This is a genomic window from Pararhizobium sp. (assembly GCF_035497515.1).
In the GTDB taxonomy this organism is placed as follows: domain Bacteria; phylum Pseudomonadota; class Alphaproteobacteria; order Rhizobiales; family Rhizobiaceae; genus Pararhizobium.
This window is the reverse complement of the sequence record NZ_DATJDJ010000116.1, coordinates 12,847-34,903: the sequence shown is the minus strand read 5'-3', so window position 1 is coordinate 34,903 and position 22,057 is coordinate 12,847. Positions and strand designations below refer to the sequence as shown.

General features: G+C 61.2%; 20 protein-coding genes. 2 read left to right on the top strand and 18 right to left on the bottom strand.

What is annotated here, in order from left to right; translation table 11 throughout:
• Nucleotides 1-1,247: TolC family outer membrane protein (locus VL202_RS12630; protein WP_325464467.1), on the bottom strand; the 1,247-nt coding region annotated here is incomplete at its 3' end.
• Between the two features lie 266 nt (nt 1,248-1,513).
• Complete coding sequence (locus VL202_RS12625) at nt 1,514-2,179, bottom strand: protein-L-isoaspartate O-methyltransferase (protein ID WP_325464466.1); 666 nt, start codon at nt 2,177-2,179, stop codon at nt 1,514-1,516.
• Between the two features lie 255 nt (nt 2,180-2,434).
• On the opposite strand from VL202_RS12625, the gene VL202_RS12620 reads away from it, so the two are divergent.
• Complete coding sequence (locus VL202_RS12620; protein ID WP_056335375.1) at nt 2,435-3,010, top strand: acyloxyacyl hydrolase; 576 nt, start codon at nt 2,435-2,437, stop codon at nt 3,008-3,010.
• On the opposite strand, the gene exbD is transcribed toward VL202_RS12620, so the two are convergent.
• The 3 genes from exbD to VL202_RS12605 form a co-directional block, all read right to left on the bottom strand.
• A complete protein-coding gene (gene exbD / locus VL202_RS12615) occupies nt 3,007-3,432 on the bottom strand; it encodes a TonB system transport protein ExbD (RefSeq protein ID WP_056335377.1) in 426 nt (141 codons plus the stop codon). The two genes, VL202_RS12620 and exbD, sit on opposite strands and share 4 nt — an antisense overlap.
• A 3-nt stretch (nt 3,433-3,435) precedes the next feature.
• Nucleotides 3,436-4,359, bottom strand: coding sequence for a tonB-system energizer ExbB (gene exbB, locus VL202_RS12610; RefSeq protein ID WP_414692849.1), 924 nt, complete (start codon nt 4,357-4,359; stop codon nt 3,436-3,438).
• A 219-nt stretch (nt 4,360-4,578) separates the two neighbouring features.
• Nucleotides 4,579-7,089 carry a ComEC/Rec2 family competence protein gene (locus VL202_RS12605; protein ID WP_325464463.1) on the bottom strand — a complete coding sequence of 837 codons (2,511 nt, stop codon included), beginning with the start codon at nt 7,087-7,089 and terminating at the stop codon, nt 4,579-4,581.
• 305 nt (nt 7,090-7,394) lie between these two features.
• Between VL202_RS12605 and gltA the strand changes: the two genes are divergently transcribed.
• Nucleotides 7,395-8,684, top strand: coding sequence for a citrate synthase (gene gltA, locus VL202_RS12600; protein ID WP_325464462.1), 1,290 nt, complete (start codon nt 7,395-7,397; stop codon nt 8,682-8,684).
• A 30-nt stretch (nt 8,685-8,714) separates the two neighbouring features.
• Here gltA and lpxB read toward each other — a convergent pair whose 3' ends face one another.
• The 13 genes from lpxB to rpsB form a co-directional block, all read right to left on the bottom strand.
• On the bottom strand, nt 8,715-9,893 hold the full coding sequence (lpxB, locus tag VL202_RS12595; RefSeq protein ID WP_325464461.1) for a lipid-A-disaccharide synthase: 1,179 nt from the start codon (nt 9,891-9,893) through the stop codon (nt 8,715-8,717).
• Nucleotides 9,890-10,783, bottom strand: coding sequence for an LpxI family protein (locus VL202_RS12590; RefSeq protein ID WP_325464460.1), 894 nt, complete (start codon nt 10,781-10,783; stop codon nt 9,890-9,892). Before VL202_RS12590 ends, lpxB begins: the two co-directional genes overlap by 4 nt.
• A 5-nt stretch (nt 10,784-10,788) precedes the next feature.
• A complete protein-coding gene (gene lpxA / locus VL202_RS12585) occupies nt 10,789-11,601 on the bottom strand; it encodes an acyl-ACP--UDP-N-acetylglucosamine O-acyltransferase (RefSeq protein WP_414692848.1) in 813 nt (270 codons plus the stop codon).
• Nucleotides 11,602-11,603: 2 nt separating this feature from the next.
• Nucleotides 11,604-12,071, bottom strand: a complete 468-nt coding sequence (fabZ, locus tag VL202_RS12580; protein ID WP_325464459.1) for a 3-hydroxyacyl-ACP dehydratase FabZ — start codon at nt 12,069-12,071, stop codon at nt 11,604-11,606.
• Nucleotides 12,064-13,140 (bottom strand): UDP-3-O-(3-hydroxymyristoyl)glucosamine N-acyltransferase, encoded by a 1,077-nt coding sequence (lpxD, locus tag VL202_RS12575; RefSeq protein ID WP_325464458.1) that lies wholly within the window; start codon nt 13,138-13,140, stop codon nt 12,064-12,066. Before lpxD ends, fabZ begins: the two co-directional genes overlap by 8 nt.
• 46 nt (nt 13,141-13,186) lie before the next feature.
• On the bottom strand, nt 13,187-15,529 hold the full coding sequence (gene bamA, locus VL202_RS12570; RefSeq protein WP_325464457.1) for an outer membrane protein assembly factor BamA: 2,343 nt from the start codon (nt 15,527-15,529) through the stop codon (nt 13,187-13,189).
• A 249-nt stretch (nt 15,530-15,778) separates the two neighbouring features.
• Nucleotides 15,779-16,912 carry an RIP metalloprotease RseP gene (gene rseP, locus VL202_RS12565; protein ID WP_325464456.1) on the bottom strand — a complete coding sequence of 378 codons (1,134 nt, stop codon included), beginning with the start codon at nt 16,910-16,912 and terminating at the stop codon, nt 15,779-15,781.
• A 29-nt stretch (nt 16,913-16,941) separates the two neighbouring features.
• Nucleotides 16,942-17,775, bottom strand: a complete 834-nt coding sequence (locus tag VL202_RS12560) for a phosphatidate cytidylyltransferase (protein ID WP_325464455.1) — start codon at nt 17,773-17,775, stop codon at nt 16,942-16,944.
• The gene (locus VL202_RS12555) at nt 17,775-18,518 is read right to left on the bottom strand and encodes an isoprenyl transferase (protein ID WP_325464454.1); all 744 of its coding nucleotides are present in this window, start codon (nt 18,516-18,518) and stop codon (nt 17,775-17,777) included. The genes VL202_RS12560 and VL202_RS12555 overlap by 1 nt, the downstream gene beginning before the upstream one ends.
• A 37-nt stretch (nt 18,519-18,555) precedes the next feature.
• Complete coding sequence (gene frr, locus VL202_RS12550; protein ID WP_325464453.1) at nt 18,556-19,116, bottom strand: ribosome recycling factor; 561 nt, start codon at nt 19,114-19,116, stop codon at nt 18,556-18,558.
• Between the two features lie 47 nt (nt 19,117-19,163).
• The gene (gene pyrH / locus VL202_RS12545; protein ID WP_325464452.1) at nt 19,164-19,886 is read right to left on the bottom strand and encodes a UMP kinase; all 723 of its coding nucleotides are present in this window, start codon (nt 19,884-19,886) and stop codon (nt 19,164-19,166) included.
• Between the two features lie 210 nt (nt 19,887-20,096).
• Nucleotides 20,097-21,023, bottom strand: a complete 927-nt coding sequence (gene tsf / locus VL202_RS12540; RefSeq protein WP_325464451.1) for a translation elongation factor Ts — start codon at nt 21,021-21,023, stop codon at nt 20,097-20,099.
• A gap of 254 nt (nt 21,024-21,277) precedes the next feature.
• Nucleotides 21,278-22,045 (bottom strand): 30S ribosomal protein S2, encoded by a 768-nt coding sequence (rpsB, locus tag VL202_RS12535; RefSeq protein WP_325464450.1) that lies wholly within the window; start codon nt 22,043-22,045, stop codon nt 21,278-21,280.
• Nucleotides 22,046-22,057 lie beyond the last annotated feature (12 nt).

Genomic DNA, 22,057 nt, shown 5'->3' with positions numbered 1-22,057 from the left:
GCGACGAGGCTCTCCTCGGCAACGAGCACGCTCTGTTGCGCGTCCAGTACGTCCAGCGTCGTGCGCTGGCCAACCTTGCGCTCCTCGATGACACCGGCCAGGGCCATGTTCGCGGCACTGACCTGTGCCTTGTTGGCGCTGGTCGTGGCCAGCGCGGCCTCGAACTGCGCATGCGCCGAAACAATGGTCTGCTGGACTTCGGCCCGCGCCGAATCGACGAGGATCTGCTGCTGTCCCATCCGCTCCTTGGCCTGCCTGATCTGGCCGTATTCGGCGCCACCCTGATAGAGCGGCACTTCAAGCCTGGCGGTAATGGAGGCATTGGAGGTATCAGCACTGCGGTTGAAGTTCTCCTCCCGATTTGTTGTATTGCGCGTCAACGCGCCCTGCACCACCACGCCTGGAAGCATGGTGCCCTCCGCCGATTTCACCCGGTAGCCGGCTGCATCGACACTATATTGGGCGGCGGCGATCGTCGGATGGTCGCGCAAGCCGGCGGCGACCGCCTGGTCCAGGCTTTTCGGCAACGCCTTCGAGGCCGGCGCCGGTTGCTTGACGCCCCTCGGCGCATCGCCGACGATCTGCACGTAAAGGGCTTCGCTCTGCTTCAGCTGGGAGACGGCATTGACCAGGATCGCCTGCGCGCCCGCCAGTTCCGCCTCGGCCTGGCTGACATCGGTACGCGTGCCCTCGCCCACGTCGAGACGCGACCGGGCGGCGTTCAACTGCTCCTTGAGGAAGGCAAGGTTACGCTTGCGAATGGAAACGACGCGCTGGTCGCGCGCGATATTGGCATAGGATTGCGCGGCCGCCAGCAGGATGGAAATCTCGTTGGCCTTCAAGGTCTCGCGGCTGGAAAAGACATTGGCTTCCGCCGCCTTCACATTGTTGAGGGTCTGGAAACCATCGAACACCTGCTGCGTGATGGTGATGCTGGCGGAGCCGGTATGGAAATCATTCTGTATCAGGGGAGTGGCAGGAAAAAACGGACTGAGTCTCTCGGTCCCCAGCCGCGTGAACGTTCCCTGGGCCGTCGCCCCTATTCTCGGCCGATAGCCGGACTTGGCGATCGGCACGCCCTCGTCGGTTGCCCTCAGCCCGGCACGCACAGCGTTCAGGTCCGGATTGTTCCGGTAGGCCTTGGCCATCGCATCGAAGATCGTTTCGGCGGAAACGCCGCAGGGCATCAGCCAAAGGGCCGCAGACAGTACAGCCGCCGCGGCCGATTTGCGCAAACTCGTCACGATCTCTACTCCGTATGGAAGCCTGCATGCTCAGTTCGCGGGACAGAGGCACGCCCCCCGGCGACGCCACGTCTTGCGGTCTCCAGCTGACCGACAGACGAAGCAAAGCCTCATCCGGTCGTCCGCAAGATGTCTCTTTGAAGCTTTAATTTGAAAGACCGGCAACCGATCGCAGTCACCGGGCCGGGCAGCGCCGGAGAGAAACGAAAGGCCCGTTGCCAAATCGCCACATCGCAACCGATGTGGCGCGCGGCTTTGGCGCCAATCCTTTAAAATACGAATTCGCGGCTAAGGCGAAAGCCTGGCAGCGGCTTGACGGCGGTATTGAAGGCAAGTCGTTCGGATGTCTTGCCGCTCTCCTTGAGGAAGAGCCGGGCACGCGACGCATTGCCCGCCCCGACGACCGCCACCAGCCGGCCACCCTCGGCAAGCTGTTCGCAAAGTGCGGACGGTACCGTTTCCACGGCGCCATGGACGAAAATCACGTCATAGGGCGCGGCTGCGGTATGGCCCTGCTCGAGATCGCCATTGACGACGACGACGGAAGAGTAACCAAGGCGGGCAAGGGTTTCTGACGCCTGTGCAGCAAGAGCGCCGTCACTCTCGAGCGCCACCACCGTATCGGCCAGCTGCGCAAGGATCGCCGCGCCATAACCGGTGCCTGAGCCGATTTCGAGAACCCTGTCGCTCTTTGCGATCGCCGCCAGTTGCAGGAGTTTCGCCATCGGCGAGGGTTCCATCAGGTAGCGCCGCTCAATGGCCGGTTCATCCGACAATTCGACATCCGTGTCGATATAGGCAAGCGCCTTCATCCGGTCGGGCACGAATTCTTCGCGCGGCACCGACAGGAAGGCCGAAAGAACGGCATGCGACGTGACATCCGTCGTGCGGATCTGGTTGTCGACCATTTTGATGCGTGCTGCTTCGAAATCCATATCAATGCCCTCATGATCCGGATCACCGTCCGGCATTGCGCTTCGCCGGCGCAACAACAACCGGCAACCATCGGCGGCCGGTCAACGCCATGCTCATAAATCCGCGAGGCACCCGTTTCAAGCTATGGAATGCAGTTCTGTCAAAAAAGCAAGCTTCACGAAAGCGCCGGGCGCTATTCCGGCTTGCAGTGGAAAAAATCTCGGGCAGATTATCCGAGAGACTTTGACGAATCGCGGAGCGATCCGGGAGATAGCATGAACGTTCAGCCATCACGCCTTCCCGCAACCGGGCTTGCCTTGCTTTCGGCGGCTCTGTTTCTTTGGCAGCCTGCAGGACAGGCGCACGCAGCCGACAGTGTTTTCGACGAACTCCGTTTCGGCGTGAGTGGATCGGTCAGCGATAATTCGGGCGAAACGGGCGTGTTTCCATCGGCGACGATTTTCTTCGATCCCCTGTCGAGCGGCGAGCCGGCCAGTTGGCAGCAGTCTCTGCTCGAGCCGCGCATCTATCTCGGCGCCTCGGTCGGCACCGGCAACGGGGTCGATCAGGTCTATGGCGGCTTCAGCTGGAGCGCCGATCTTACCGACCGCCTCTTCGTCGAACTCGGTCTTGGCGGCACCGTGCACAACGGCAATCTGGATAGCGGTCCGGCAGACGAACCGAAGCTCGGCTGCCGCTTTCTGTTTCGCGAACAGGTCGCACTCGGATATCGGGTGAGCGACAATTGGCAGCTGCTGGCGACCGCCGATCACGCATCGCATGCCAATCTCTGCGACGGACCGAATGACGGCCTGAGCCGCGCCGGCCTGTCGCTCGGCTACAAGTTCTAGCCGGCCGGCGCCGCTTCCAGGCCCACCAGACCGATTTTGGAATAGCCCGCCTTCTGGATGAGGTTCATCACCGTCATCAGTTCGCCATAGCCGACGGCCTTGTCGGCACGCAGCAGGATTCGCGCCTGGGTATCGCCCTCGGTCATCTGCCTGAGCGCGTCGATGAAGCCATCGCGGCCCACCATGTCATTGCCCAGAGCGAGGGTAAGATCGGCCTTCAAAGTGACGAAGACGGGCTTGTCCTCGCGCTTTTCCGGCCGCGCCGCCGATTGCGGCAGATCGACCTTCATATCGACCGTCGCAAGCGGCGCCGCCACCATGAAGATGATCAGCAGCACCAGCATCACGTCGATGAACGGCGTGACGTTGATTTCGCTGTTTTCCTCGAGATCGCCTTCGGCTTCCTTGATCCTGCCAGCCATGACTTATCCGATCCGTGCCATGCCGGCATCGGCACGCGCCTGGCCTTCACCTTTGCGGGATCCGAGCCGGTCGGCCTGGCGGAAATCAAGTTCGCGGCTGACCAGCCGCTCCACCGCCGCTGCGGCATCGGCGAGGATCAGCCGGTAACCGCTGATCGAGCGGGCAAAATAATTGTAGATGACGACGGCGGGAATGGCGGCAACGAGGCCGATGGCGGTTGCCAGCAAGGCTTCGGCAATGCCCGGCGCCACGATCGCCAGATTGGTCGTCTGGGCCTGGCTGATCCCGATGAAGGAATTCATGATGCCCCAGACGGTGCCGAACAGCCCGACGAAAGGCGAGATCGAACCGATCGTCGCCAGCACGCCGGTACCGCTGGCGATGCGCTTGCCGGCCCCTGCCTCGATGCGCGACAAATGCGATGTCACGCGCTCCTTGACGCCCTGTGTCGAGACGAGATCGAGCACCGCATCTGATTTTTCCAGTTCCTTTGCGGCGACGGCGATCATCTGCGTCGTCGGATCTTTTGCCTCCGTCGCCTTTTGCCTGACATCTCGCAGGAAAACCGCATCCGACAGGGTCCGTGCCGCCTTCCTTGCGCCGGCCTTGGCAGAGCCGATTTCAAGAAGCTTGACGAGGAGGATCGCCCAGCTTGCCACCGACGCCAGGGCCAAGGCGCCCATGACGCCCTTGACGACGATATCGGCGGCCATGAACATGCCGAGCGGCGAGAGATTGTGCGGCAGGGTCCGATCAGGCGCCTCACCTTGCGCCGCATCCGTCTCGATCGTCGGCACCTGATCTGCATCCGCGCCCATCGGCGCTATCTCGACCGGTTGCTGCGTGGCTGCCTCGGGAGCCGTCGCCGGCGTATCCTGTGCGTGGAGAGCGCCCGCGCCCGACAGCGCCAGCAGCATCGTCCCCATCACCACCCATTTCGCCATTGTCAGCTTTGCCATGACCTGTCCTCTTATAAGCACCCGCCGACCGGCAAGGCAGGGTGCAATCCGTCTTGCAGCCGAACGCATTGGCCGACCGCCGTCGCGGCTTCTTACGACAGACCGAGGCGCAGAGACAAGTATTTGTTGAGTATCACAATCAAGAAATAACAGGCAACCGCCGCCGTCCCTCGTCCGGCGCGTCGGCTACTCGGCCGCGGCGGTGCTGTCGAAGGTTCCGCTGTGCCAGTCATAGGTCCTGTGGCGTGCCCAAGGGCGCTGTAACTGTTCCTGCGCCTGAACCACCCGCATATCCGCCTTATCGGCCGGCCTGGCGCCACCATCGGCGGCGGCGGCGTAAATCTCGACGGCACCCGTCCGCCGCAAGCTTTGCCCGCTCAGAAGCAATGCGCCCGAGCGGCAGGCGAAAAACCGCAGCATCACCGGGGTCACGACAATATCGGCCTGGTCGCAGGCGGCACCGACAAGGCGCGCATCCTCCACGGTGACGATGAGCCATCCCTGCCGCGTCGTGGCCGCACACCATTGTTTCGCAACGCAAGCAAATCGCCCTCCTGGTGCCTCCGCGACCAGTTTCTTGAGGGCGGACCGCGCTTCCCTAGGGTCAAATGGCGGCCTGTGCCTTCGCGTCGCGCCGGTTGCGTCGGGAGCGGCAGCCACTTCGGCCGGCTCGTCGAGGCCCAGATCATCCCGGGTAACGGGTTTTTCGTGCGCCTCCAGCCGCAACGCTCTTTGCCATTGCGAAAACACGAAATCGCCCGGCCGCGCGCGGTTGCTCGCAACGGCCTTGTGATCGATGAGAGCGACGAGGCGCCCATCCTCGGCAACGGCCAGGACCGGGCGGACAGTCTCTCCCGACCAGCCGGCGAAAAGCCCGACGACGATCACGAGGATGCCGGAGAGCGCAAGCCAGGTGCGAAACAGGCAGGCGAGCACGCCACCGGCGGCAATCAGCAGGAAGGCGCCTTGCGGCACCCTTCCGGTCGCCACCTCGCCGCCCCATGAAGAAACGAGATCTGCGATGGCGATCATCCATTCCAGCCCCTGTCCCATCACCAGCAACGGATAGTAATCGAGACCGAAGGGCATGAGCAGCATGGCGAGAAGTCCGAACGGCATGACGAGCACGCTGATGACCGGCATGGCGAGGATATTGCCGATCAATCCATAGGCGGCAAGCCGGTGGAAATGACCGGCGGAATAGATCATCGTCGAGAGGCCGCCGATCAGGGAACTCAGGAGCAACCCGCCGAAAAAGCCGCCGACGAGTGTGAGCGACCGGGTCCGCATGGTGATCGGCAGCATGTCGCGGCTTGGCCGCTCGCGCCAATGTCCGTAGCCGGCCACCAATGCGAGCGTCGCCGCAAACGACATCTGGAAACCGGGGCCGGTGACGGCCGACGGCGTGACGACGAGGATGACGAGAGCCGACAGGGCGACATTGCGCAGGCTGATCGACGGCCTGTCGAACAACACGGCCACCAGCATGATCGAGATCATGATCCAGGACCGGATCGCCGACACCGCACCGCCCGAGATGAGGATATAGAAGAACACCATGACCAGGGCGCCGACCGCGGCCAGCTTCTTGATGGCGAACCGGTGCGCCAGGCCGGGCACGAGGCTCAGAAGCGTCCGTGCGCCGATGAGGAAGGTGCCGGCGACCAGCACCATGTTGAGACCCGAGATCGCCAGGACATGCGCCAGTCCCGCTTCGCGCAGCGCCTCGACCGTCGGTCGGCTGATGGCGCGCTCCTCGGCGGTGACCAGCGCCGCGGCGATCGCGCCGGCATCGCCACCGATCGTTGCGCGGATGCGCGCGCCGATCGCCTCGCGCCAGCCGGCGATCCGCTCCAGTGCCTTTCCTCGCCATGCCGCCATCGGGCCATGGGCGACGCTATCAGGGCTGGCGACCGACTTTGGCTTCCCATAGAAATAGCCAACAGCGCCGATTCCCTTGAAATAGCTGTCGAAGGCAAAATCGTTGAGGCCGGGAAGTGCTGCACCGGATGGGGGTGACAGGCGCACCCTGCCCTCGACGCCTCCGCCGATCGCGATCGGCGCTTCGCGGCTGCGCGATAGAAGCGTGACCCGCTCCGGAGGCCGCTTCAGGACCGGATCGGACGTTTCGGCCAGGACGACGGTATAACGCCAATGACCACGATCTGTCGTTTCCCGCGCAACGACCCTGCCCTGAATTCGGGTGGTCACCGGCGAGTCGAGCATCACGGTATCGGCGCGCCGGGTTTCCCAGGCGGCAAGCATCATGCCGGCGACGAACAGAAATGTGAAAATGGCAGCGCTTCGTCTCAATCCCGGCGAATGCCGCAACAGCACCGCCGCCATGCCAAATACGCATATCAGCAGTGCAAGTTCGGAAAAGCCGGGCGTCTGCGGCAGCGAAAACCAGAAAAGCGCACCGGCGCCGAGAAATACCGGCAGAAACAGGAAGCCATGACCAAAAGCCTGTTCCTCATCAAGCGCCATGACGATCGCCGTACGCCAGTTTCGAGCGCGAAGGCCGGCGATGATCGAGCGTCCGAGTTGGCCTGAACCTGGGCCGGGAGCTGTGCCGGAGCGGCGTTCGACAGGCATGTTTCGCGCATCGGCACGCTCGGCGGCCCTCTCCGGCCCATCGGGCGTGAGGCCCGGAAATTGCGAGGGCCACGCTGTTTCCTGCTCCCGCCCCTCTCTCATGGACGCCGTTCCACCACCACAATGGGCCAGTGTGCCGAGTGGATCGATAAAATGCAACCGACCAGAAACAGCCTAAAAATTGAGCACGAATTTGAATACACGCCGCGCTGACTGTTTTTTGCCCGGCTGCGGCATTGGCCTTGCGGCCGGAACGTGCGATTATTGCGGCGCCATATGCCTGTTTTTGCGTCGCACAATTTGCCTTTGGTTCAACTTGGCAGTCGGGATCAAATCGGATAGCACATGGTCAACGTTAATAACTGCGGCATAATTGTGTGCCAATTTGCTGCAAACGGAGGATCCCCATGACAGGAAAAAGCGCAGTTGTAACGGTCAATGACAAAACGGTGGAATTGCCGGTACGATCGGGGTCCATTGGTCCGGACGTTGTCGATATCGGCACGCTCTACAAACAGACCGGCCAATTTACGTACGATCCCGGCTTCACCTCGACAGCTTCGTGCGAATCCAAGATCACCTATATCGATGGCGACGAAGGCATTCTGCTGCACCGCGGCTATCCGATCGAACAATTGGCAGAACACGGCGATTTCCTGGAAGTCTGCTACCTGCTGCTCTATGGCGAACTGCCGACAGCGGCACAGAAGAAGGATTTCGATTACCGCGTCACCCACCATACGATGGTGCATGAACAGGTGTCGCGCTTCTTTACCGGCTTCCGCCGCGATGCCCATCCGATGGCCGTCATGTGCGGCTGCGTCGGCGCGCTCTCGGCCTTCTATCACGATTCCACCGACATCACCGATCCGCATCAGCGCATGGTCGCCAGCCTGCGCATGATCGCCAAGATGCCGACGCTTGCGGCCATGGCCTTCAAATACCATATCGGCCAGCCCTTCGTTTACCCGAAGAACGACCTCGACTATGCGTCGAACTTCCTGCGCATGTGCTTTGCCGTTCCTTGCGAGGAATATGTCGTCAATCCGGTGCTGTCGCGCGCCATGGACCGCATCTTCATCCTGCACGCGGATCACGAGCAGAACGCTTCGACATCCACCGTGCGTCTTGCCGGCTCGTCGGGCGCCAATCCCTTTGCCTGCATCGCGGCCGGCATCGCCTGCCTCTGGGGACCGGCCCATGGCGGCGCGAACGAGGCTGCCTTGAACATGCTCGCCGAAATCGGCACGGTCGACCGCATTCCGGAATTTGTCGCGAGAGCCAAGGACAAGAACGATCCGTTCCGCCTGATGGGCTTCGGCCACCGGGTCTACAAGAACTACGATCCGCGCGCCAAGATCATGCAGAAGACCACGCATGAAGTGCTGGCCGAGCTTGGCCACAAGGACGATCCGTTGCTCGAAGTGGCGATGGAGCTGGAACGCATCGCGCTGACGGACAGCTATTTCATCGAGAAGAAGCTCTATCCGAACATCGACTTCTATTCCGGCATCACGCTGAAGGCGCTGGGCTTCCCCACGACCATGTTCACCGTGCTGTTCGCGCTTGCCCGCACCGTCGGCTGGATCGCCCAGTGGAACGAGATGATCGAGGATCCGGAACAGCGCATCGGCCGGCCGCGCCAGCTCTATATCGGCGAGTCGGAACGCGACTACGTTCCCGTTTCCAAGCGCTAAGCTTGAAGATCGCCTCTTGAAAAAGCCCGGTCAGCCGGGCTTTTTTTCGTTGAGGACCTGAAGCACGACGCGCGCAGCGGATTCGCCCGGCGGCCTCTCCGTCGCCATGCGCTGCCAGACGGTACGGAAGCCGTCCAGCATTGCCATACGCTCCGGCGTCGGCGCCGTCAGCCGCTCCATCCAGCGCAACAGGGCGCCCGGCTTGATCGCCTCGTTGAGATATTCCGGCACGACCGGATAATCGGCCACCAGATTGGGGATCGCCGCCGTCCAGATCTTGATTCGCTTGTGCATCAACCGGATGATCCAGTCGGCTTTGTAGGTCGAGATGACGGGAATGCCGCACAGGCCGAGTTCCAGGATCACCGTCCCGGACGCGGCCAAGGCCGCATCGGCGGCGGCAAAAGCCTGCCATTTGGCGGCTGCCCCAACGCTGATCTCCGGCTTGACGGCCCAGGATACAATAATCTCCCGCACAAGGGCTTCCTGTTTCGGAACCGTCGGGAGCAGGAATCGCATGCCGGGATGCCGCGCCCGCAATTGCGCAGCCGTCTCGCCGAAATCCGGCAGAAGGCGTCTGATCTCGCTGCCACGCGAACCTGGAAGAAGCAGACAGGTGGCGGTATCCGTATTCAGAGCATCGTCCTGCTTTGCCGCCTGCCGGCCCCGGACCGAGAGCACATTGGCATCGCTTGCCAGCCGATGGCCGACATAGGTCGTCGGCGGGCCGCCGAGGCGCTTCATGACCTCCGGCTCGAACGGCAGGACAGCGAGGACATGATCGACATAGGGGCGCATCTTGACGGCGCGCTCCTGCTTCCACGCCCAGACGCTGGGGCAGACGTAGTTGACGATCGGCAGGTCCGGCAGGGACTTGCGCACGATGCGCGCGACGCGATGGGTGAAATCCGGGCTGTCGATGACGACGAGGATATCCGGCCTTGCCGCGACGATGGCGGCGGCGGTCTGGCGGATGCGCAGGATCAGCTTCGGCAGCCGTGCCAGAACCTGCGATATGCCCATGATCGACAGTTCGGAATAATCGAACAGGGAAACGAGGCCTTCCGCCTCAAGCCCCTCGCCGCCGACGCCTACCAGCGAGAGTTCGCCCGTAACGAGGGAGCGTAGTGACTTGACGAGGTCCGCGCCCAGAAGGTCACCGGAGACTTCACCGGCGATGACGGCAAGCTTCAGCGATCGTCCCGTCATCGCATGCCCCGCAGCAACGCCCGATCGATGCCGGCAATGAAAAGCCCAGCGTCGTCGGCCAGCTTGATCATTTCGGCTCGTTCCAGCACCAGCGCGCGACCCGCCTCGACAGCAATGCCGGCAAGACCTGCCGCCTGTGCGCCCTTGATGGTCGAGGGGCCGACCGACGGCAAGTCGGCGCGCAGGTCCTGTTGTGGCTTGCACAGCTTGACGAGAACGCCCCTGCGGCGGCTGGAGATGCGTCCGTCCGCTTTCAGCTTCGCCACGCGCTCCAGCATGGCGTCGGTACCCTCCGGTCCCTCCAGCGCGACGACACGGCCACCGACGGCGACGGCGCCCTGCCCGACATCGAGATGGCCAAGCGCTATGGCAGCAGCCTCTGCCGCCTCAATATCCGCCTGGTCTTCCGTGCCCGGCGAGCAACGGCCAAGCGTGCCGACATCCGCCAGGAGTTCCGGCACGATCTCCTGGACGCCGATGACACGCGCGCCGTTGGTTTCGATAAGTTCGATCGCCATCTTGAGAACAGCATCATCACCACCCGAAAGCAGCGTGCGCAGGACACTCGGGACTTTCGCAAGGCTCCTGAGCGTCGGCTTGATGTCACGCCAGTCCGGACGGCGGCGCACGGCGCCGGACATGACGACACGCCCGATCCCGGCATCGCGGAACACGCCACTGATTGCCTTGAAATTGCCGATACCGAGCGTCGTGTGATCGAAGGACGACCAGTCTCGATCGGATTCATTGGCAAGCGCGATGATGAACGGGTTTTCGCCATGGATGCGCGCGGCCTGCGCGACATGTAAGGGCAACAGACCGCTGCCAGCGATGATCGCCAGCCGGTCTTTGATCTGGTCCTTGACCTCTGGCCAGCTGTCCAAGCTCATCCGCTTCAGCCCTTGCTGCCCCTCGTGGGCGACGACAGCGCGCGGTCGCTTTCCGCAGCGATGAAGTCGAGGATCTCGAGTGCCGGCGGGCAATCGACATAATCGCCGCGGATCGCGGCGGCGTTGGCGCGGATCGATTCCGGACCTTCGAATATCTGCTTATAGGCCCGGCGAACCGCGTGGATGACCGGTTTTTCAATGCCGGACCTGCTCATGCCGACGACGTTGAGACCACCGAGCAGTCCCGGATTTCCATTCAACATGCCAAACGGAATGACGTCATAGGCCACGGCAGAAAGCCCCCCGATGAACGCCTGGCGACCGATGCGGGTGAACTGGTGCACGGCGGAACCGCCGCCCAGGATGGCCCTGTCGCCGACCGTGACATGACCGGCCAGCATCACATTGTTCGACAGGATGATGTTGTTGCCGAGCCGGCAGTCATGCGCCACGTGCGAATAGGCGAGGAACAGGTTGTTGTCGCCGACGATCGTCGTGCCGCCGTGCTCGACCGTGCCGGTGTTCATCGTCACACCTTCGCGGATGGTGCAGTTTTCACCGATCACCAACGTCGTATCGACGGCGCTGTGGTGCACGCTTTGCGAATCCCCGCCGATGACAGCCGAAGGAAAAATCTTCGAGCCCTTGCCGACCGTCGTACGCCCAAGCACGACGACATGGCTGATCAGTTCGACATTGTCTGCGAGCGTCACCCTCGGCCCGATATGGCAGAAGGGACCGACAACGACGTTGTCGCCGATCACCGCTCCGTCTTCGATGACCGAGAGCGGATGGATCTTCGCAGTGGAGGCAATCATGGTCAGGCGTCTTCCTTGCTGATAATCATCGCGCCGATATCAGCTTCCGCAACAAGTTGCCCGTCAACTTTTGCGTCACAGTGAAATTTCCAGATATTGCCGCGCTGCTTTTGCTTGACGACATGATACTCGACGCGGTCGCCAGGCACGACCGGCTTGCGAAAGCGGGCATTGTCGATGGTCATGAAATAAACGAGATTGCTGCCGTCGCCAGTCTTGCGGGCGCAGATCGCGCCGGCGGTCTGCGCCATGCCCTCGATCAGGAGCACGCCCGGCATGATCGGCTGTTCGGGAAAATGCCCGGTGAAATGCGGCTCGTTCGCCGTGACGTTCTTGATGCCGATCGCCGAATTGTCGCCGTCGATCTCGATGATCCGGTCCACCAGCAGGAACGGATAACGATGGGGGAGCAACTTCAAGATTTCCCGTATATCGGCCGTGCCGAGAACGGTGGTTCCTGCTTCACTCATCGTTGCCTCCCGATTTCTTCTGCCTGTTATGAGCCCGTGCCGTCATTTCCGCGATGTCGCGGAGGAACTCACGCATGGGCCGTGCCGGTATGCCGCCGTAACGCTCGCCGGGCGGAACATCCGCCGCGACGCCGCTCATCGCGGCGATCTGGGCTCTGTCGCCGATGGTGATATGTCCGTTGATGGCAGCCGCACCGCCGATCAGCACGCCATCGCCGATACGCGTACTTCCGGCAATACCGACTTGCGCTGCGATACCGCAATGCCGACCAATGCGGACATTGTGGCCAACCTGAACCTGATTATCGATCTTGGTGCCCTCGCCGACCACCGTGTCGTCCATGGCGCCACGGTCGATTGTCGTATTGGCACCAATCTCGACGCGATCCTGCAAGATGACGCGGCCGATCTGGACGATCTTGATCATGCCGCCGCGCGGTCCCGGCGCATTGCCGAAACCGTCCTGGCCGATGCGCGCGCCCGGATGAATGATGACCTCGTTGCCGACAAGCGAATACAGCACGCTGGCGCCGGTCGAAATCGTGCAGTCGCGCCCGATCCGCACACCCGGGCCGATCACGGCGCCGGCGGCAATGCGTGTTCCGGCCCCGATATGAACGCCTGCGCCGATAACGGCCGTCGCCTCGACATGAACATCATCCTCGAGTTGCGCGGCCGGATCGACAAAGGCGGCCGGAGAAACGCCGGACGAAGCTGACAGGTTCTGGACCGGGCGCATGGCGTCTGGATGCAGGATCGACCCCGCCAAGGCAAAGGCCGTGTGCGCCTGATGCGTATTCGCGGTCAACAGAACGGGGATATGGGATGGAACAAGCGATGCAATCGTCGTGTCGCAGATGATCGCCGTCGCCTGACAGGTCGCCAACTCATCACGGTTCTTTCGGGACAGCATATAGCATATGTCGCCCTCCCTCGCGCGGTAAACCGGCGAAACCGACCGAACAAGCCGGTCGGCCACTGCCTTGTCCTCCAGGGACGCACCGATCCGGTCCGCCAGATCACTCAGGCGAACCCCATCATGCGGTGGGAAGAACCAATTGTTTTCCATGGCCAACTCCAGAACAGTTTTGGCAGGCAGTTCTGGACTGCAAGGATCAGAAGGACGAAGAGATACCGAACTTGAGGTTCTGAACCCTGTCGTAGTCTTCCTTGGCGATCGGGATTGCATAGTCGACACGCAACGGACCGAACGGCGATGCCCAGATCAGGCCGACACCGACGGACGCACGCAGAGAAGCCCCCGTTCCGCCTTCGGTCTTATCAGTAGTCCCCTTGTAAGTGAGGTTCACTTCATTGCCGTAAAGCGTGCCGGCATCCGCAAAAATCGCTCCGCGGAAGCCAGCGTCACGCGAAACGAACGGCAGCGGGAACGTTGCTTCAGCAGAGGCCGTAAAATATGTCGTACCGCCGAGGGCGTCGCCATTTTGCATGCGCGGACCGACACCGTTACGTTCGAAACCGCGAATATCGTTGTTACCCAACTGGAACTGGTCGAACACTTCCATTTCGCCGCCGGTGCTGAACACATGGCCAGCCGTACCACCAAGCGACGCGATCAGATCGGCGTCGTCATTCAGCGTGTAGTACCACTTGGCCTTGCCGGTAATCTTGTAGAAATCGGATGTGCCGCCGAGACCTGCATATTCCTGCGTGAAGGACGCGAGAATGCCGTCATGCGGCAGGGTCGCATCGTCGAGCGAATTGTATGTGATCGTGTTCGATACCGAAGAACGCAGCCAGTCGGAGTCATCGACCACGCGGTCATACGGGTTCGACAGTTCATCCGTATCGCCGTTATAGTCCATCCGGGTGTAGTTGTACCGGAACGTCGTCGACAATTTTTCAGTGATCGGCGCCGTTACGCGCAGGCTGAAGCCTTCGTCTTCGTAGCTGTAATTGTCATCGTCATAGTCGTTTTCGTTCTTGAAGATATCGAAGCCGGCAGCCAGACGATATCCGAGGAAATAGGGCTCGGTGAACGAAACGTTGTAGGTCCGGCTATCTTCGCCACGACCTGCGGCAAGACGAATATACTGGCCACGGCCGAGGAAGTTCTTTTCCTCGATCGAGGCTTCGAGCAGGAAGCCGCCGCCGCTGCCGGCCGAATAGCCAGCGCCGATACCGAACGAACCGGTCGACTGGTCCTGCACATCAACAATCACCACGACGCGGTCGCCGGCGGAGCCAGGCTGCGTCGAGATATTGACGGTCGAAAAGTAACCAAGCGCTTCGAGACGGCGCTTTGCCGTTGCGATCATTTCCTGGTTGAACGCATCGCCTTCGCTCATGTCGAATTCGCGACGGATAACATAATCGCGCGTGCGCGTGTTGCCGCGGATTTCGATGCGCTCGATATAGGCGCGCTCACCCTGGTCAACGAGGTAATCGACCGCGATCGTACGATTGCCGAAATCACGGTTGCCGCGCGGCGTAACGCGCGCAAAGGGATAGCCCTGCGAGGCAACGCGCTTGGAGATCGCCGAAATGGTCGCCTGAACGTCCTTGGCCTTGTAGGTCGAGCCTTGCGAACTCTGAACCAGCCCCTTCAACTCTTCCGCATCGACACCATCGACGGTCGATTCGACATTGACGGCGCCGAAATCGTAACGCTCGCCTTCTTCGACGGTAATCGTCACGGTGTATTCGTTGGTGGCCTCATCGAGAACAGCATCCGACGAGACGACACGGAAATCCGCATAGCCGCGATTGTAATAGAACTGGCGCAGCAACTCCTCGTCGGCGCGCAGCTTGTCGGCGTTGTAGACGTCCTTGCGGCTCAGGAACGAGAATATCCCCGATTCCTTGGTCGCGATGACGGCCTCGAGACGCCCATTGCTATAAGCGTTGTTGCCGACGAAATTGATGGCGGTGATCTTGGTGCGGTCGCCTTCATTGATGACGAAGGCGAGGTTCACGCGGCCTTCGGCAATCGGAACGACCTGGGTCGTCACGGTCACGTCTTCGCGGCCAATGGCAGCGTAAGCGTCCTTGATGGCCTGGATATCGTATTCGGCCGTCGACTCGCTGTACGGGCCGAGCGACCGGGTGCGGACAACAGCCTGCAGCTTGTCGTCCTTGATCTTGCGGTTGCCGTTGAAGACGACCTGGTTGACGAGCTGATTCTCGGCCACGGTAACGACAAGCGTACCGCCGGAAACATTGATGCTGACGTCAGAGAAATAGCCGGTGGAATAGAGGCGCTTCACGGAAGCGTCGATTTCAGCATTGCTGAAGCTCTTGCCGGGAACGATGGTGATGTTGGCGCGGACAGTCTCGGGGCTGACGCGCGTGGCGCCCCGGACTTCGACGCGGCTAATCGTTGCTGCTTCCGCGACAGATGCACTTGCAAGCGTTACAATGCCAGTCCCCGATGCGACCACACTAGCAGACAGCGCAAACGCCGACACCGCGTTCAAAAATCTTGAACCAGCTTTCATAAATCTTACCTTCTTCCCAATGCCCCGCAGCGAACTCGTACCGACTCCGGTCACGGTTGCCGTTTTAACCGCTTTTCCTATACAAGCAAGGTCGGACGTTAATTTCTGTTTACTTCAATTGAAACCGTGTCCTAACGGCCACTACAGATTTGCATTATCGTAAACAATTCCTTTCGATCAACCCATTGAAATCCCAATAGGGCCGATCACCTCCACGAGGGCCGCACCACCGGTGCGAACCCAGAATTCCTAGCCCAGCAGCGAACTGATATCGTTCCACGTGGCAAACACCATCAGCATCAGGACCATGGCGAAGCCGATGCGGAAAGCAATGTCCTGCATGCGCGGTCCAACGGGTTTTCCACGCAGGGCTTCAACCGCATAAAACATCAGGTGGCCGCCATCAAGTACCGGAACAGGCATTAGATTGAGTAGTCCAATGGAAACCGACAGGACCGCCGCCAGTTGCAAAACGGCAGCGACACCGATCGTCGCCATCTGGCCTGATGCCTGCGCCACGCGGATCGGGCCCCCCAATTGGTCGGCCTTCATGCGGCCCGTCACGAGATTGGAGAGGTAATCGAACGTACCGGTGACGATATGCCAGCTTTCGACCGCACCCTGCCCCACGGCCTCGATCGGACCGAACGTCTCCAGACGGAAATTGCCGGTCTCCTGGTTGGTCAGGATACCGATAATCCCCAATTCCATCTTGTTGCCGAACTGGTCGGTGATCTCGGTGCGCTGCGGCACCATCGGCAGGTCGAGCAACTCGCCCTGCCGCTTGATCTGGATCGTGATCGGCATTTCCGGACGGACGCTGACATAGCGCCGGACATCGTCGAAGGTCGCCACCGGCGTGCCGTCGATCGAAACCAGCAAATCTCCCGGCAGCACGCCAGCCTTGGCGGCGGCGCTGCTTTCCTTCACTTCGGCAACGATCGGATCGGCGACCGGCTTGCCATAGATGGAAAACAGCACGGCGAAGATGGCGATGGCGAGGATGAAATTGGCGATCGGCCCGGCAGCGACGGTGGCCGCCCGCTTCCACAGTTTCGCCCCGAGGAATGTCCGGCTGCGATCGTCCGCCGAATATTGATCGAGGCGGCTGTAGTCCGGAACGCTTGCCGCGTCCTCGTCCCCGAAGAATTTCACATAGCCGCCCAGGGGAACGGCGCAGAACTTCCAGCGCGTCCCGTGCTTGTCGGTATAACCGAAAAGTTCCGGGCCGAAGCCGACGGAAAATGCCAGGATGCGAATGCCCGACCAGCGGCCGACCAGATAGTGCCCCATCTCGTGCACGAAGACGAGCAGCGTCAGAACCAGAAGGAACGGTACGATATAGCCGAGAATCAGGTGAAGCGTATCGGCCAGATGAGCCATGTCGTCCCTCGATCAGGTATGCCGGACCGTTACGGCCCGAGCAGGATTGCCCCTATGGGCGCAGTCTGTCCGCCAGCGGAGATGACTTGCACGAGAGCAATCAGAAGCGCGGCAAAACAGGCAAAAACAAGACCGTCGACCCGGTCCATGACGCCGCCGTGGCCGGGGATGAGCTTGCTCGAATCCTTCACGCCAAACCGGCGCTTGATATAGGATTCAAAGAGATCGCCGACCTGGCTGGAAACGGAAAGTACAAAAGCCAGCAGCGGAATGCTGACATCATCGAGCGAAAAATGGCTCATGAACACCAAGACGCCGGCGATCACACCGGAAACGGCGCCACCGATCGCGCCGGACCAGGTCTTGCCGGGCGATATTCGCGGCGCGAGCTTCGGCCCGCCGATCGCCCTGCCGGTGAAATAGGCGAGAATGTCCGTCGCCCAGACGACCGCAAAGACAAAGATCATCGCCAGCAGGCCGATATCGCTGTCGCCGCGGATCGCGGAGAGCGAAATTCCGGTTAGTCCGGCATAAACGATGCCTCCCGGCAGCCACCATGTCCCGCGCCGGATCAGCACCCAGATTGCGGCGGCAATGGTAAAACCAGCCAGGATCAGGAGCGTCAGGTTCGAATTGTCGAGGAGGATCAGTACGGCGATGACGGCCTGCGACAGCCAGCCGAATGCATTGCCTTGAAAATCCCGTTCCCCCAGCCGCGTGACCGTCGACCATTCATAGTAGACGAGCAGCGCGATCGCGACAGAGAGAATCTGGAACACGGTTCCGCCGGCCCAGGTCGCGCCAAGCGCGATGGCGGCAAGCACGATGCCGGAGATGATGCGCAGTCGTAGTTCGCTCTGCATCAGGAACCGACCGCCATTGTCGGCTGGGACAGCCCACCGAAGCGGCGCTCCCGTCCGGCATAGGTCTTCAATGCGGCCAGGAACACCTCGCGGGTGAAATCAGGCCAGAGTTCCGGAATGAACAGAAGTTCGGAATAGGCCGCCTGCCACAGGAGGAAATTCGACAGCCGTTCTTCGCCGCTGGTGCGCAGGACGAGATCCGGATCCGGAATGTCGGCCGTGTCGAGCTTGCTGGCGATGCGCTCAGGCGTGATCTGGTCCGCCGTCAGGCGACCCTGCGCGACGTCGATAGCCAGGGCGCGCATGGCGCGGGTCATCTCGTCACGGGAACCGTAATTGAAGGCGATCACCAGCGTGATGCCGGTATTGCCGCGCGTCGTATCCTCCGCCTCCAGAAGCAGGGGCAGGATATCGCTGCGCAGATTGGTCTTGTCGCCGATCACCCGAATGCGGACATTCTGGTGATGCAGGTCGGCAAGATCACGGCGGATGAAGGCCTTGAGCAGCCCCATCAGGTCGGACACTTCCGCTTCCGGCCGGCTCCAGTTCTCAGAGGAAAAGGCAAAGAGCGTCAGGTAGCGGATGCCAACCTCGCCTGCGGTGCGGACCGCCTCGCGGACAGCCTCCACGCCCTTGCGATGCCCCATCGTGCGCGGAAGCCCGCGCGAATTGGCCCAACGGCCGTTGCCATCCATGATGATGGCAACATGCGTGGGGACATTTCTGAGCAACGGGTTTGACATCGATGGTCCGGAAAAACAGAGACTCGAAAAATGCAGACTATACCTGCATGATTTCCTTTTCCTTATCGGCGAGCAAGCGGTCGATGTCGGAAATCATCTCATCCGTCATTTTCTGGACCTTTTCCGACTGGCTGCGGCTGATGTCCTGGCCGATGTCGCCGTCTTTTTCGGCTTTTTTCAGACTGTCCATGCCGTCGCGGCGAACGTTGCGCACGGCAATCTTCGCCTTTTCGGTATAGTCATGAGCAACCTTCACCAGCGACCGGCGACGCTCTTCGTTGAGTTCGGGCAGCGGAATGCGCAGATTCTGGCCGTCGACGATCGGATTGAGGCCGAGATTCGATTCGCGGATGGCGCGATCGACGGCATTGACCATCGATTTGTCCCAGATCGAAACGCCGAGCATGCGGGCTTCGGGAACGGTGATATTGGCAACCTGGTTCAGCGGAACGCGCGAACCATAGGCTTCCACCATGACCGGATCGAGCACGTTGGCCGATGCGCGCCCCGTCCGCAAGGAGGCGATATCGCTTTTGAAAGCGGCAATGGCGCCATCCATGCGGCGCTTCAGGTCGTTCAGGTCAATACCTTCACTCATGGATCAAACTCCCGTTTATCACGGCGGCAGTGACGCCGCCCTCAAGCTCAATTGTCGGTAACGATGGTCGCTCGGCCGCCGCCGGTCAAGATTTCAGCGAATCCGCCCTTCTCGTGGATCGAGAAAACGATGATCGGAATGCTGTTTTCACGCGCCAGCGCAACGGCGGCGACATCCATGACGGCAAGCCCCTGCTGCAGCACTTCGCTGTGCGTCAGGCGGTCGTAGCGGGTCGCGGTCGGGTCCTTCTTCGGATCCGCGCTATAGATGCCGTCAACCTGCGTGCCCTTGAAGATCGCCTCCGCGCCCATTTCGGCGGCGCGCAGCGCGGCGGCCGAATCCGTCGTGAAGAATGGATTGCCCGTGCCGCCGGCAAAGATCACCACCCGGCCGAGCGACAGATGATAGAGCGTGGCGCGCTGCGAAAAGCTTTCGCAGATTTCCGGCATGGCGATTGCCGAAAGAACCACGGTATCGATGTCGAGCTTGCGCAGCGAGGTCGCCAGCGCCAGCGCGTTGATGATCGTGGCCAGCATGCCCATGTGATCGCCGGTCACCCGGTCGCCGCCCTTGGATGCGACAGCGACGCCACGAAAAATGTTGCCGCCGCCGACCACGACACCGACTTCCACTCCCATTGCGCGTGCTTCTGCAATGTCGGAGGCGATTCGGTCGGCGACCGCGACATCGATGCCGAACCCCTGGTTTCCCATCAGCGCTTCGCCGGAAGCCTTCAGCAGCACACGTTTGTAGAGAGGTTTGGCCGGCATCGTCACTCCTGTCCAAGAAGGCACACATGCAAGATGGTGCACAAAACTGATCTTTGGTCCCCGCGCGGCCGATATCGCCCCGGATTATCTCCGGAGGAGCCTACGCCGATGGGATGATGATGCCGGATACACGAAGGGCACCGCGTTGTCACGCGATGCCCCGACTGTTTCCCAACAAGGACGATGGTTTTCCCAATCAGGATGAAGAAATCAACCCTTGGCGACGGCAGCCACTTCAGCGGCGAAGTCGGTCTCTTCCTTTTCGACGCCTTCGCCGAGCAGAAGGCGGGCCATGCCGACAACCTCGATCGGCGCGCCGACGGTCTTTTCAGCTTCCTTGACGGCAGCTTCGACGGTCAGGTCCGGGTTCATGACGAAAGCCTGCGACAGCAGGGCGACTTCCTCGAAGAACTTGCGCATGCGGCCATCGACCATCTTCTCGATGATGTTGTCCGGCTTGCCCGATGCGCGGGACTGCTCGATGAAGATGTTGCGCTCGCGCTCGGCAACGGCGGCATCGACTTCCGTCGAGTGGATGGCGAGCGGGTTGGTCGCGGCGATGTGCATGGCAACCTGGCGGCCGATAGCGTTCAGCGCGGTCTTGTCGCCGGTCGACTTCAGGGCGACGAGAACGCCGAGCTTGCCAAGGCCATCAGCAACCGAGTTGTGGACGTAGGTGGCGACGACACCGTCTTCGACCGACAGCAGGGCCGAACGGCGCAGCGTCATGTTTTCACCGATGGTGGCAATCGCGTCCGTGACGGTTTCAGCGACGGACTTGCCGGTTGCCGGATAGGTGGCAGCGGAGATCGCTTCGATGGTTCCGTTGGTTTCGAGAGCAACGGCAGCGATGCCGCGGACCAGATCCTGAAATGCATCGTTGCGGGCAACGAAGTCGGTTTCGGAGTTGAGTTCGACGACGACGGCCTTGGTGCCGCTCGAAGCGATACCGATCAGACCTTCGGCAGCCGCACGGCCGGCCTTCTTGTCAGCCTTGGCGATACCTTTGGCACGCAGCCAGTCGATCGCCGCTTCCATGTCGCCGTTGGTTTCGTTGAGTGCCTTCTTGCAATCCATCATGCCTGCGCCGGTCGCTTCGCGCAGTTCCTTCACCATTGCTGCAGTAATAGTGCTCATCTTTTTTGCCTCTTCGTTTGTTCGGCTGGCGCGCTGCCAGAATACCGGCGCGTTACCAGGAGGGTGTGGCAGGGCATGACCCCTGAATGTGACATCGTGATGAAAAGCTTCATCGCGACGATGCGCATCTTCCGCGGGCGGCGTCAAAAGGCTCACCCGATGCAAAAGAACAAGGCCGTTCACTTCTTCAGTCGTAAACGGCCTTATCCTGATTGTCTGAATGGAATAGCGGGCTTGCCCGCCATTCGGCCTTATCAGGCTTCGGCAGCTTCTTCGAGAGCCGGCTCGAGCGGCAGATCGGAAGAGGCGCCGAGATCACGGCCCGAGGAGCTCTGCTGACGGGCAATGCCATCGAGTGCCGCACGGGAGATCAGATCGCAGTAGAGCGAGATCGCGCGCGAAGCGTCGTCGTTGCCGGGGATCGGGAAGTCGATCTGGTCCGGGTCGCAGTTCGAATCGATGATGGCAACGACCGGGATGCCAAGACGCTTGGCTTCTTCGATCGCGATCGATTCCTTGTTGGTATCGATGATGAACATCAGGTCCGGAACGCCGCCCATGTCGCGGATACCGCCGAGGGCACGGTTGAGCTTTTCGCGTTCGCGCTCGAGGTTCAGGCGTTCCTTCTTCGAATAGCCGGAGCCTTCCGATGCGAGGATTTCGTCGAGCTTGCGCAGGCGCTGGATCGAGTTCGAAATCGTCTTCCAGTTGGTCATCATGCCGCCGAGCCAGCGGGCATTGACGTAATACTGGGCCGAACGCTTGGCAGCATCGGCGATGATTTCGGATGCCTGGCGCTTGGTACCGACGAACAGAACACGGCCGCCCTTGGCAACGGTGTCGCTGACGGTCTGCAGCGCGCGCGACAGAAGCGGAACGGTCTGCGCGAGATCGATGATGTGAACGTTAGAACGATCGCCGAAGATGTACGGCTTCATTTTCGGGTTCCAGCGGTGAGTCTGGTGGCCGAAGTGAACGCCAGCTTCCAAGAGCTGACGCATGCTGAAATCAGGCAATGCCATGCCTTTTTCTCC